The following is a 13,612-nucleotide window of genomic DNA, read 5'->3' as shown; positions in this document are numbered from 1 at the left end:
GTTGGTGCTGGTGCTATATCTGGTATATGTATAAACATCCTGCAGAAAAATCCCCAACGTCTGGTTATAAATCCTCATCAGTCAATAATCCATATAACCAGGACAATCCATGTTCTCAGTTCTGTATATTGATGATGATACACCACTTCTGGAAATAGGTAAGGTTTTTCTAGAGCGGTCAGGCTTTTTACATGTACAAACGGTTATTTCTGGAAAAAATGCTCTTGAATTATTGCAAAAAGAGTCGTTTGACGTAATTATATCAGATTATGAAATGCCTGAAATGGATGGATTGCAATTATTAAAAGAAGTCAGAAGTCGCTATCCACGCATCCCGTTTATCATCTTCACAGGAAGAGGAAGAGAAGAGGTTGTCATTGAGGCCCTTAATTCCGGAGCTTCGTTTTACCTTCAGAAAGGAGGGGATCCCACATCACAATTTGCTGAACTCATTCATATGGCTGAAAAAGCCATCACCCATTTTCAGGCAACATCTGAACTTGAAAAAAAGAATGAAGAATTATCATCTTTAAACGAAGAACTTGCTTCGATAGAAGAAGAACTTCGTCAGAATTTATATGAGATGAATATCCAGAGCAAAATTCTTCATGAGAGTGAAGAACGATACCGACTGGTTATGGAGGCGACCAGCGATGGAATATGGGATCTGGATTTGAAATCAAAAAAAGCATTTTTTAGTGATTGGTATTACAAAATGATTGGATATGAACCAGGTGAGTTTGAAGGGAGTTATGATAACTGGCGAACACTGGTTCATCCTGATGATATAAGCCGGGCTGAATCAGAGGTATCATATTCTATAACTCATCCGGGGGCAGAATTTAATGTTGAATTCAGAATAAAAACAAAGCAAGGATTTTATCGGTGGATTCATGGGAGGGGGAGAGTAGTCTCCTGGGATTCTGATGGAAATGCTGTCCGAATGGTGGGTTCACATATTGATATTACTGACCGGAAACGAATAGAGGATGCCTTACTTGTAAGTGAAGAAAAGTACCGGATACTTGCTGATAAATCCAAGGATCTCATCTTTTTGTTAAAAATTCCGGAAATAATATATGAATATATTAGTCCTTCAGTGAAAAACCTGACCGGATATAGCCAGGATGAGTTTTATCAATCTCCTGAGCTTCTCAAACATTGTATTGCACCATCATTTCAGGATTTTTTTGAGAAAGCATTTGATGATCTGATTCAAGGAAATATTCCTGATGAGTATGAATTTCAGATTATCACAAAATCTGGTGAGATCAAGTGGGTTAATCAGAGAAATACCCCTATTTATGATGATGGAAACCGACTTACCGGATTACAGGGAATTGTTACAGATATCACCGAACGAAAAATGAATGAGGAAATTATTCGGGAGGCGATGAAGAAATATGAAATACTTTTTAACAATGTTCCATCCGGGATTGTTGTAACAGATGAATCCGGAAAAATAATTGAAGCGAATCAGGATGCAGCAAAAATCCTTCAGGTTACACGGGATGAGTTGATTACTCGTGGTATTACAAGGCCTGAATGGTCAATTTTTTCACAGGATGGAACTCCCATCATCAATGATGACTCCTCTATCATTACTAACCTCAAAGTAGGAAGGGGGTTGTCCGGTATTGAACTTGGTGTCCAAAATCCTTATGGACACCTAGCCTGGATCGTCGCTACTTCATCAAATTTAAATATCAAGGGGTATGGCTCTATTATTTCTTTTCAAGACATAGGTGAACAAAAACGGACAAGTCAGGCTTTATCAATGGTTAATAAGAAATTATCACTTCTGACAAGTATTACACGTCATGATGTGAAAAACAGCCTGACCGCTTTGAAAGGATTTCTCTACCTTTTATCTGAGAATATGAAAGATGCTGGTGACAAGGAGTTAGTTCAAAAAATCACTTCTATTGCAGGTGACATTACCAGAAAAATTGATTTCACCAGCGCATATCAAAAAATAGGTGCAGAAAATCCTGAATGGCAAAACCTTTCTGCAATTATTGGATCCATCTCACTAAATGGCGTGCAGTTTTCTCATGACGTTTCAGGTATTGAGATTTTTGCAGATCAAATGCTTGGAATTGTGTTTGAAAATCTTATCCAAAATAGTGTTATGCATGGGGAGATCGTAACACATATTGCTCTTAAAATTGTGAATGACGGACAAAACCTGTTACTTGTGTTTGAGGATAATGGGGTAGGAATACCTTCATCTGAAAAAGAAATGATATTTGAGAGAGGATATGGAAAAAATACCGGCTTTGGGTTGTTTTTGATCCGGGAGATACTTTCAATCACTGGCCTTTCAATAAAGGAAAATGGAATACCAGGAAAAGGAGTACGATTTGAGATTACCGTTCCTCAGGGAGTATATCGAACTATTATGGAATAATATTAGTTTATAAAAATTACCTCTGAATCTGATGGTGTTCTCTCATCAGATGCTCGGCATTTCGAAGACCATATCCGTCCATAAAAAACCCGAAACCAATAATCCCGACAATTGCGGCAAGTATTCCAACCAGAATTTCAAGTAATATATCCGGTGCAATAATCGTCAGCCCCCCAAAAGCCAGTGACCCGAGTCCCATTCCCATTGATAGCCAGAAACCTTGCGGGATTTTTGTTTTATCTCTTAACACTCTTTTTATAGTTACAACAGCACTTCCGAAAAACCATATTGCCAAAATGAGGAGAATGATCGCGAGATAGAATACCCATAATAATGACATCAGGACAGCACCGACAATAATCAGGAGTCCATTCATAATATCATTCCTTGAATATTCATTTCTCCTCTGCATTATCAGACCGTTCATGAGGACGAGAATGCCTCCTATAAATACTATGGCAGGAAGGAGAGTTGAAAACAGCACAGTATTTTGCTCTAATGCAATCAATCCAAGTATACCTGCTGTTGTCAGTAGACCAATTCCAAGAATGATCCTGAACTTCCATGTTAATCGTTGATCCTGAATAAAATCCGGACCAGGATTTTTTTTAGCATCTCGAGCGGTTATGTATAGCGTTTCCAGAGTTTCATAGATCATGAGAACCAGCGGAGCATCGTCAATCAGATGAAGGAAAGGGTTTTTTTCTGGATCATACCTGTCCAAATGAATACGATATTCATCATTTGTCACATGCATATGGTATTGCCCGTTCCGGTAACTGGCAATGGTTTCATGGCTCGGTACATTAATGGGTGAAAACTTCCATTCTGGGCCAAGAGGGACTGTCAGGAGATCTTTTGGAATGACTACTTCCCATACTCCCTGGTGTAGAGCAGGCAAAAATTCGTAAATATCCGGCATACAAAATGCAACCTCTCGTAATACACAGGTAAAGTTATTTGAACATTTAGTATATCTGTGTTCATCAGATGAAAATTCACCGGTTCATTCGATCTCCTTATGAAAAATGGAAATAATATACTATATGGTGAATACCATTTTTGACTCTTCTAATGATGTGCCTCAATCTCATGAAGGAATATTATCATCCTTATCAGATGAGATAAACCGCTTATCTGGTATTCGAGAAGATATCTCACAAGAAAAAATAAGCCCTGTATCGTTTGGAGTGTTGATAGGAATATGTTTCCTTAATATTTTGTTAATTGCGTTTTTAAAATTTGATTATCTCTTCTTCTGGGTCGCATCAAGCCTTTATTTTTATTTATTTTATCCAATGTTACCTCTTTTTCTTTTTCCATTCAGAATGATATATCAAAAAGCTACCGGAACTGCGCCAATAAAGAAAAAAAGCCAGTCAATGGTAACCTGGGCAAAGAATCTGCATATTTTCTCCAATAAACGGATTGGATATAATCTGTTCATGAGATTTTTTCTCTTAAGCATGATTCCCATTACATATGGAGTATTATGCATCTATGGAATATCAATTACATTTACCATGATAATTGGGTATTTCAGTAATTTCTCAAATGAGACACTTTTTTTAATTTTAATACAATGTATGGGAATAATTTTATTTTATAGCGAAATTTTTTTATTTAAAGGCAGGATGCTTTATAATACTCATATCCGACTTCAAAGTAAGATTGAAAATCACAAAAGGCTGGTTTTTATGGCTATTATTGCGTGTGTCCTTATTCTGCTCTCTACAGTCCTTGTCATCCTGATGATAATTGCGATGGTGTTACCCGCATTTACATTAACAAAATTTGTGAATATGGCAGGTTTTTACTATGCAGGAAGAAGTATTATTGTTGTATTTTTGCTCTGTTCTCAGTTTGTGATTATGCAGTTTCTCCAAAGTATTCTGAGCCGAAAAATCGCTTATGATATGGTGGATCAAAAATATGAACAACTTACCGATGCTCAAAAAATAGTATTAACCTCTGAGACAACTCACATGGTTTCTTGTTTACAAAGAATTGAAAGTCTGGTATTAGAGAGCCGGCTATATGCATATAACAGACGAAAGATGCTAGGTTTATATCCATCATATTCAATCGGGGTAAATATCCCTGTTTTGTTATCTATCAATAATCTGAAATCATTACAGGATATCTTTTTACCTGATCAAAAATCTATGGAATAAATTCATGATGTCTGAAAAATCCAGATGGTACGACCAATTCAAATATAACTCCTTTTCCATTTATTCCAATCTCCTGGATTTTTATATGTGTTATAGACAATATTTCCCTAATTAAAAAGAGTCCGTAACCGGTGTGAGAACCGACCCCCCGGTCAAATATTTTTGATTTCATATGTTCTTCAATGCCCGTGCCATTATCAGAATACACAATTATCAAAGCATCATGCTCTTCTTTTCCTGAAATACGGATCTCAGACACCGTTAATCCGTGACGAAGAGAATTATCAATAAGATTGAAAAAAACTCTTCCAAGCATAGCATCAGCATAGAGATCATAGTCAATATTGTCAGTAATTAATGTGACATGTTCTGGGATGTTATTTCTGACCTGCTCTTCTATAAGCGTTGGGATGGATTGCCAGACTGGTGCAGTAACTCCAAGGTTTTGATAATCCCTGGTAAACAGTATTTGACGATATATTGTATCAAGTGCTTTTTCTGCAGGAACCATATAAGAAAAAACATCAAGATCCCGGATCTCATCCTTAATTAAATCCATTGCACCAGTAAGCACAGTCAGAGAATTCAGGATGTCATGACGGGTGGTTTCAGCGAGTAGATTGAGCTTTTTGTTTGCTTGTTTAAGACCTTCTTCGTTCATCATCTGTTCTGTAATATCTTCAAGAGTTTCGAGAGCTCCCCATACTTCACCATCAGAATCACGAAGCAATGCCCCGGTAAAATATAGCCATATTCCTTTATTACCAAGATGAGGGAAAAAATCAATGGATGAATATGCGTCCTGAACCAGCGTTGATTTTTTTGCCCGACCTTTATACCAAGTCTCAAGCTCATCCTCTTTTCTATCAAGAATGATGTCTGCGATACATGGACGCGGCTCAGGGTAAAATGCCCGCCAGTGTTTTGATGTTCCAACTATTTCATGAGATTGAATCCCGCTATATTTTGACAATGCCTGATTCCAGTATAATACCCGATGATTTTTATCTATTACAAACTGAGGGATTGGAGACTCCTGTAATATTGCATTGAGCATTGCCCGGCTTTCTCTGAGAGAATGTTCAACAAGTTCACAAATACCTTCAGCAAAATGAATTGTACCTATACAGGCATGTTTTCCTTTATATTCTCCAATTCGTAAGGAAAGCAGGACTGATATACGTTTTGTATTATCTTTATGCAAAAATTGTGTTTCATATGACTCCAGAATCACTTCATATTCATCAGTTGTATGACACCGCCAGATAAGTTCATCTCGATATTCCGGAGAAATATATTGAAACATTGGTGTTCACAGAATTTCATTTCGTGTGTAGCCAATAATTTCTGCAAATTTATTATTACAAAAAACTACAATATCATTTTGAACGATAAAAACCCCGTCTTCAATATGCTCCACAAGAAACCGGTATAACTCCTCACTTTCGCGGAGAGCATTTGAAGCTTTTTTCATCCTCGTAATGTCCCTGATACTCCCTTCTACCCCGGCAATAGATCCATCCTCATTGTAGTAAAAATGTGCATTCGTGGATACATATATCTGAGAGTTGTCCTTTTTTACGAGATATGCTTCAAAATTATAAACCTGTCCTTTTTCATGCAATATTTCCATCAGTCGGTCTCGTTCTGAGGGATCTTTATAGAAAGAATCTGCAATATTCTTCCCAATAATCTCATCAAGAGAATCATAACCGAACATTGCCAGTGCACTCGGGCTTGCCATAACAAGGTTGCCTTTATTATCACTGCGGTAAAAAACGTCCTGAACGTTTTCTACAACTGACCGATATCGCTCTTCACTTTTCCTGAGTTCTTCTTTACTTTCAAGAATCTCTCCAAACTGATGTTTTAACTCATCTTCTGATGATGCTATCTCTTCATAAGCTGCATTTAATTCATCAAGTGCTCTTTTTGTTTCTGTTACATCAGTTGCAACTTCAAGTCTTACATCTCGCCCGTCAGGCCATTGGATTATCCGGTCAACAATGGAGTAATACCTTTCATATACTGCATTAAAATGTTCCCATGAATATGGCTCGGGTTTATTTTTTAAAATAACTGTATTTGTACAAAATTCACAGGGAGACTTCTTATTCTGAAATTCTTCATAACATATTTTTCCAATTACATCTCTATTGAGAAAATTTCTGAAGTATTTATTTACATATAATATTTCGTATGTTAGGGGATCTGAAACATATACCATCTGTTCAAGACTATCAAATATTGATAGTAATTGTTCACGCTCTTGCTGAAGAATCCCCTCGGCCTTCTTTTGACGGATAGCATGTTCTAGTTTTGATTTTAGTTCTGCAAACTGGGATTTTGGATCTCCACCCTTTTGGAGATAAAAATCTGCTCCGTTGTTTAGGGCATCGATAACTACTTCCTCTCGTCCTCGCCCGGTAAAAATAATAAAAGGAATTGAAATGTCATTTTTTCTAATTTCTTTAAGAAATTCTATTCCATTCATTCCAGGCATTTCATAATCTGATATTATTGCATCATATTGTGTATCCAGTTGTTTATTAAGTCCTTCTGATGCAGACAGGGCCGTATCAACTTTAAAATCCCCTTCTCTTTCAAGAAACAGTTTGCTAATATCTAAAAGAAAATCCTCATCATCAACACATAAAACATGATAAGGAGCATCTGTTTTGGGCATCTGTTTCAAATCTCCAGTTATTATACCTAGCATACTCCAGAGGTATAAATCCTTTGCAGGTCTTAAAAAAAATAACCACTAACTATAAGGAATGATTCAAATATGAGATGAGGTTGTTATCATGTATTTTTTCTCCATACAGATAAGCCTTAATTTAAGAATAGTAAAAAGATAGGGAGAAAGGATACAATTTTTTGGATATATTCAAATGATACCTCCAGTTTATATCAGGCAAATCCGCTCGTGTGAAGAATGTGTCTTTTACAATACGCTGGAAGAATTCTGTACTCTTCATGAAGAGACATTATTTCCGGAAAAAATAGAGCGATGGGAGTATGACGATCAAACAGTACCTTGTCGGTATCATTTTACTCCGGATGAAATGATGGAATTTATTGAAGCAGAACCCTATAATGGTCATCACAATGGGGTCAATGGGAAGATTTGGATGGCGCAATGAATTAAGTGGTTAAAAGTTTTATTTTCTTTTACCAATAAAATAAAATGGTCTTTTAAAAACTGAAAAGGGATCATTATTCATTTCTATTGGGAAAATCCCCTCACAAGCAGATCGGACATCTTCTATCGTATAAAATGCATGAGGATTAAAATCACGAATGAGCGGTATAAGATGGGGTATCTTTGATCGCTTTACGACCATGAATATGATGGTGACTTGTCCATTTGCTCCCTCTGCAGAAATGTTTGTTACTCCATATCCATACTGACGTAAACGGGCGACAAAGTCAGTGGCGGGGAGTGGGGTAATGAGACGGATAATTGCCATACCCAGTTTCATTCGCTCTTCTATCTCCATACCGATGTATGTTCCTGAAGCAAATCCTGCTCCATAGGCAATATAGCAGATCGGATTTGTGATATTTGCCATGACCTGTCCTATTGCAAGAAGCCAGATTGTCACTTCAAAAAAACCAAAAATGGGTGCAATATACTTAAATCCCCGGGATATCATGATGTACCGGATAGTACCAATAGACACATCCACTATTCGGGCAAAGAAGATCAAGAGTGGAATTACGACAAATGCGAAAATGTCTGTTGATAAGAATCCTATGTCCATACGTAATCCTTTCAGGTCAATATTCAGGCTTGCAGCTAATTATAGATGATCTCTGGTCCTGATCCATAAATGATCTTCATTTCGGTATCCTCATATGGTCTTGGGTATATAACCATTCACGTATGTCAGGAACAATGCTTGTTGCTGTTGATGGATCGCCTGAAGGATATAATGCATTAATCTGGGTTTTAGAGCATATCAAAGAGGAAGGAAGAGCATGTGCCTTATATGTTATCTCTCCATCAAAATATGCTGCAATCGACGGAGCTGCAGGATATGAGGGTATATCAACACTCCATGAAATTCGTGAACGTATCGTTCAGGATGAGAAAGAGCAGGTTATCAGTCGGGTGAAAGAACTTGCTCATGATCGGGGAGTGGATGTAGAAGTGATTGTAAGGACCGGTGATCCAAGAAATGAGATTTTAACTGCCGCGGATGAGATCGGAGCAGATCTAATCGCAGTTGGGTCTACCGGAAAGGGACTGGGGGCCAGAATTTTGCTTGGTAGCGTGAGTACATATATTCTGAGTCATGCAAAGGTATCAACAATAGTTGTTCGATGAAAAATGTGACTTCAGAATATTCTGAAGTCAACAGTGCTCTTTTATTCATATCTCACCAGTATAGTGCATGAAATTGTATGTTGTATTGAGTCTATTGATTCTTACCGGTACACTTCTTTTTGCCGGATGTATAGGTTTTGAAGGTTCGCAGTCCAATCCAAAGACAAAAGAGGCATTTTCTCTTGATAGTGGATATGTAAGTGAAGAATATGCATATAGCCCATCTCCAGATGTCAAAAATGCACCTTCTTCATCTTATGGTGGAGAGATACCTTTAGAACAATCCTTACATGAACAAAAAATTATCAGAACTGCAAATATTCAGCTTGAAGTTAAAAATGTTACATTTTCAACAGGGGAAGTTCAGGAGATTGCAAAAAAGTTTGATGGTCTTGTTCAGTCATCATCTGTTCAGGCAACCAGCAAAAACCGGTATTCCGGAACAGTCACCATTCGGATTCCTGCCGAACATTTTGATCTGGCAATTTCAGAGATATCAGCAATTGGGATAATTCTTTCGAGCTCGGTGAATGCTGAGGATGTGACTGAAGAATATGTGGATCTCCAGGCACAACGTGATGCTTTGTCATATCAACTCGATCAGTATAACAGGTTACTGACGAAAGGACAAAATGTATCAGAAATACTTGAAGTACAAAAAGAGATTGAACGAGTCCAGGTAGAACTTGACCGGATTGTCGGAAAAATGAAATATCTTGATAACCGTATTTCACTCTCGACGATAACGGTCGGTCTTTCAGAACCTGCGCAACTTGAAACCCCAGGTGGGTATTCACTTCCTTCAGTCATCAGTGAAGGAATTGCTGGTTTTGTAAACACAGTTGTGTGGCTCTTCATAGCAATACTTACGATTCTTCCTCTGGTTCTCGTGGGAGGAGCAGGATATGTACTTTACAAGCGGTGGAAAATAGGGAAGACAGAGTAATGATATTCTGAGCTGATACGTACATAAGTAATATCATGGGAGATCAACAGGAAACTCTCATCCTCAGAGACGTTCTCATTCCTGGAGGGAGAGTTGCAGATATAACCATTCGGGATGGTCTGGTCCTTCACATTGGTGCTGCAGGAAGAGGTGATGTTGAGATTTTCTGTCAGGACACTACTGTTCTTCCAGCCGGAACGGATTTGCACGTTCATATGCGTGATGGTGTACAAAAATTTAAAGAAACATGGGAAAGTGGAACGAAGAGTGCCATCGCTGGAGGTGTTACTGCTGTTGTTGATCAACCAAATACCATTCCCCCGCTGATCTCACCGGACCTTGTCAGGGACCGGGTATTTCTTGCAGCCTCACAGGCTTATTGTCGGTTTGCAATCAATGGTGCAGTTACTGGAGATTCAGATCTTACCGGAATGTATAGAGCTGGAGTATTTGCATTTGGGGAGACATTTGCCGGGCCTTCTAGTTATGGTGAGGCGGTAGATTTTGAGGTACTTTCAAAGACCATGAAACAGATATCATCCTGGAATGGCATCATGACAATTCATGCTGAACAGGTTACTGAAGGAACAGATGATTCTCTGACTCGTCATGATGCTCTTCGATCAGTATCAGGCGAAGTCCAGACTGTTCAGGATGTCCTGAATTTGAATTCAAGTCAATGTAATCTTCATTTCTGCCATCTCTCATCTGCACAGGCCATTCAGTCAGTTCCAGTAGGAACAGCAACTGTTGAGGTTACACCTCATCATCTATTTTTGTCAAAAGATACTTTTTCACCCGATGATCCAAGAGGGAAAGTGAATCCTCCTCTTCGATCTGAAAAAACCAGGAAAGAAGTATTCTCATGTTGGGATCGCATCGATGTCATTGGATCAGATCATGCCCCTCATAGTATTGAAGATAAGGATCAATCGTTTGAAAAGGCGCCATCAGGAATTCCTGGAGTTGAAACGATGATTCCTCTCCTTATGGGATGGATGGTTGAGAAAAAAATAACGATTCCTGAAATTATCCAGAAAACTTCCACAAACCCGTCTGAAATGCTTGGTCTTTCACCTGCAGGGTTTTTACCTGGAAACCGTGCAGACTTTGCAATATATCCGGAAGATTGCACAACAATACATGCTGACAGTCTCCATAGTCGTGCGAAGTGGACTCCCTTTGAAGGTATGAAAGCGATATTTCCGGAAATTACAATATTAAGGGGAGCGATTGTTTTTGACGGGGGGGAATTTATCCAGCCTGATTTGAGTAGTTCAAGATGTGATATTCATCAAACTTCATTAGCAGATGATCCTGGTCTCTCGCTGTGGATTCCGGGAAGAGGTTATACACTCGAAAAACCAATATAGATATAGTGCCTTCTCCTCGTTTCCATAGGTCCCCGGGTGATACGATGAGGTCTCATAGAGTGATCTTCGGGACAACCCGGAAACGGTACATTATTATGGCACCGCCTGGCTGAGGGCGTTTAATAGGTGAAGTACGGTAAAATCCACTTGTGATCCATATTTGTTAGTGCCAGGCGACAAATCTTCAAAAAATCACGTTATTACTTTCGTTTTTTAAATTATCCATTCCTATTAAAAGTCAATTGGATTTTGCATATATCTCCTGATGTAGCGTACAGGGGAAATTGTCTGAAGATCTCATTCTATAAAAGCGTATATACCTGGGTTCTAATCCGCTGAACAGATCAGCATCTATTTCGTCAGTTAGTAAAAAATAAATTGTTGTATGTATGTATTCAGTTCTCTATGTCGATGATGAACCTGATTTACTAGAACTTGGACAGGTCTTTCTTCAGAAGTACTGGAATTTGTCTGTTACAACCGTTTCATCTCCGGAAGAGGCCTTTCATTATCTGAAGATCTCAACATTTGACATTATCATTTCAGACTACCAGATGCCCACAATGGATGGCATTACTTTTTTGAAAAATTTACGAAAATCTCAGTTCTATGAACCCTTTATCCTTTTTACAGGAAAGGGAAGGGAAGAAGTTGTCATTGACGCGATAAATAGCGGGGCAGATTTTTATCTTCAGAAAGGTGGCCCTCCAAAATCTCAATTTACAGAACTATTTAATATGATCCAAAAAGCCGTCGGAAAAAGGCGGGCTGAATTGGAATTACAACGGGTCAGTTATCAATCAAAGGCTATCATCAATCATCTTCCTGATCCTACTTTTGCAATAAATGAGCAGAGGGTAATTATTGCCTGGAACAAAGAGATGGAATCTTTAACAGGATTTCATGAATTGGAGATGATTGGGAGAAACCTTTCAGAATATTCACAGGTAATTTTTGGGATGCCTCGCCTGTCTCTAGCAGATTATATTTTATCTCCTGAAATCCCGATTCAAAAATGGTATTATCATATCCACAGTGATGCAAGGACAGTTACTGCAGAAACCCAGATGGACATCGGTTCTCTTCAGGACCGAACGGTCTGGATCAAAGCAAGTCCTTTGTATGATGAGCATGACTGCACTATAGGGGCAATAGAAACCCTTCGGGATATTACCATACGAAAAGAACTCGAACTCGAATTACAACGTAAATACGAAGAGCTTGCATCATCGTATGAAGAGATTGCTGCACAAAATGAAGAGATCCGGGCAAGTTTTGATGAAATTGAAAAACAAAAGGATCTTTTATCAAAAAGTGAGCGGAAATTTCGGGGATTTATTGAGCATCTTCCTGACGGGGTTATCATACACCACAATGATCACATCCATTATGTAAACCCAATGGCTGCACATATCTTAGGGTATAGTGATCCTGCTGAACTTACCGGGGTAGGATCCCTCGACGTCGTTCATCCCAGATGTCGTGATCAGTTATCGTATCGAATATCACGAACTGGAACCATTGAAAATCCATTTGTGAAAGAGTTCTTTTTAAAGAAAGATGGATCCGAAGTACCTGTAGAGGTTGCTGCAATTTCTATGTCGATGGAGGATTCTATTTCTGTTATGACCATATTCAGGGATATTACCAAAGAATTCGAAAGAAAAACTGCACTTCTTCAGGCACAGAATAAATTAAAGATCTTATCTTCAATAACTCGTCATGACATTAAAAATGAACTCGCGACTATTATGGCAATCGTTGATCTGGTAAGTTCAGGTGACATTCCTGAGTCTGAAGCAGAGTTGCTCAAAAGGGCGATTAATCCTTGTAAAAATATTCTTGACCAGTTGCAAACTACGTTTGAATATCAGACCATTGGGATTTTGGAGCCAAATTGGTTTTACCTTCGTTCACTCTGTTATAATGCTGCCAAATACCATCGGGTTGAGCCTACAATTTACTCATTTATCGGAGAAAATGTACAGATATTCGCCGATCCGCTGATTGAAAAAGTTTTTGAAAATCTAATTGATAACACCATTCGTCATGGGAAGGATGTGCAATCAGTTCGTTTTCGATCTGAAAGGCGGAATGGAGATTTGTATGTTCTGTATGAGGATGATGGCGGGGGAGTTCCAGATACAGAAAAACATAAAATATTCGAAGAAGGATTTGGAAAAAATACTGGTCTTGGATTATTCCTGATCAAAGAAATCCTTGCTATGACTGGTATTTCCATCTGTGAATGTGGAGAACATGGAAAAGGGGTAAGATTTGAGATGTATATTCCCCAGGGAAAATGGAGAATTTAAAAGTCTGACATTACTCTGACATTACAATAACATCTTAAAACTCGTAGTAGGCGATCAAAAT

Annotated in this window: 11 protein-coding genes; 7 read left to right on the top strand and 4 right to left on the bottom strand. The window is 38.4% G+C overall.

The window, feature by feature from the left end; translation table 11 throughout:
- Positions 1-109: 109 nt before the first annotated feature.
- On the top strand, positions 110-2,410 hold the full coding sequence (locus KSK55_RS03335; RefSeq protein WP_218608167.1) for a PAS domain S-box protein: 2,301 nt from the start codon (positions 110-112) through the stop codon (positions 2,408-2,410).
- A 16-nt stretch (positions 2,411-2,426) separates the two neighbouring features.
- Here the strand turns inward: KSK55_RS03335 and KSK55_RS03330 are convergent, their stop codons facing one another.
- Positions 2,427-3,332 carry a hypothetical protein gene (locus KSK55_RS03330; protein WP_218608166.1) on the bottom strand — a complete coding sequence of 302 codons (906 nt, stop codon included), beginning with the start codon at positions 3,330-3,332 and terminating at the stop codon, positions 2,427-2,429.
- A 601-nt stretch (positions 3,333-3,933) separates the two neighbouring features.
- Between KSK55_RS03330 and KSK55_RS03325 the strand changes: the two genes are divergently transcribed.
- Complete coding sequence (locus KSK55_RS03325) at positions 3,934-4,584, top strand: hypothetical protein (RefSeq protein ID WP_218608165.1); 651 nt, start codon at positions 3,934-3,936, stop codon at positions 4,582-4,584.
- Here the strand turns inward: KSK55_RS03325 and KSK55_RS03320 are convergent.
- Together KSK55_RS03320 and KSK55_RS03315 are read right to left on the bottom strand one after the other, a co-directional pair.
- Positions 4,574-5,890: an ATP-binding protein gene (locus KSK55_RS03320; RefSeq protein ID WP_218608164.1), complete on the bottom strand. Its 1,317-nt coding sequence runs from the start codon at positions 5,888-5,890 to the stop codon at positions 4,574-4,576. The genes KSK55_RS03325 and KSK55_RS03320 overlap by 11 nt on opposite strands.
- A gap of 6 nt (positions 5,891-5,896) precedes the next feature.
- A complete protein-coding gene (locus tag KSK55_RS03315) occupies positions 5,897-7,270 on the bottom strand; it encodes a PAS domain S-box protein (protein ID WP_218608163.1) in 1,374 nt (457 codons plus the stop codon).
- Between the two features lie 208 nt (positions 7,271-7,478).
- Between KSK55_RS03315 and KSK55_RS03310 the strand changes: the two genes are divergently transcribed.
- Complete coding sequence (locus KSK55_RS03310; protein ID WP_214418789.1) at positions 7,479-7,730, top strand: hypothetical protein; 252 nt, start codon at positions 7,479-7,481, stop codon at positions 7,728-7,730.
- A gap of 18 nt (positions 7,731-7,748) precedes the next feature.
- On the opposite strand, the gene KSK55_RS03305 is transcribed toward KSK55_RS03310, so the two are convergent.
- On the bottom strand, positions 7,749-8,351 hold the full coding sequence (locus tag KSK55_RS03305) for a DUF2179 domain-containing protein (protein WP_218608162.1): 603 nt from the start codon (positions 8,349-8,351) through the stop codon (positions 7,749-7,751).
- A 122-nt stretch (positions 8,352-8,473) separates the two neighbouring features.
- Here KSK55_RS03305 and KSK55_RS03300 point away from each other — a divergent pair, with 122 nt between their 5' ends.
- The 4 genes from KSK55_RS03300 (at position 8,474) to KSK55_RS03285 (ending at position 13,551) form a co-directional block, all read left to right on the top strand.
- On the top strand, positions 8,474-8,917 hold the full coding sequence (locus KSK55_RS03300) for a universal stress protein (protein ID WP_214418787.1): 444 nt from the start codon (positions 8,474-8,476) through the stop codon (positions 8,915-8,917).
- A 67-nt stretch (positions 8,918-8,984) separates the two neighbouring features.
- Positions 8,985-9,863 carry a DUF4349 domain-containing protein gene (locus KSK55_RS03295; protein ID WP_218608161.1) on the top strand — a complete coding sequence of 293 codons (879 nt, stop codon included), beginning with the start codon at positions 8,985-8,987 and terminating at the stop codon, positions 9,861-9,863.
- A 35-nt stretch (positions 9,864-9,898) separates the two neighbouring features.
- The gene (gene pyrC / locus KSK55_RS03290; protein ID WP_256664168.1) at positions 9,899-11,236 is read left to right on the top strand and encodes a dihydroorotase; all 1,338 of its coding nucleotides are present in this window, start codon (positions 9,899-9,901) and stop codon (positions 11,234-11,236) included.
- Between the two features lie 389 nt (positions 11,237-11,625).
- The gene (locus tag KSK55_RS03285; protein WP_218608160.1) at positions 11,626-13,551 is read left to right on the top strand and encodes a PAS domain S-box protein; all 1,926 of its coding nucleotides are present in this window, start codon (positions 11,626-11,628) and stop codon (positions 13,549-13,551) included.
- The last annotated feature ends 61 nt before the right edge of the window (positions 13,552-13,612 follow it).

Source organism: Methanospirillum hungatei, from assembly GCF_019263745.1.
GTDB classification, from domain to species: Archaea; Halobacteriota; Methanomicrobia; order Methanomicrobiales; family Methanospirillaceae; genus Methanospirillum; species Methanospirillum purgamenti.
This window is presented reverse-complemented; position numbering and strand designations above follow the sequence as displayed.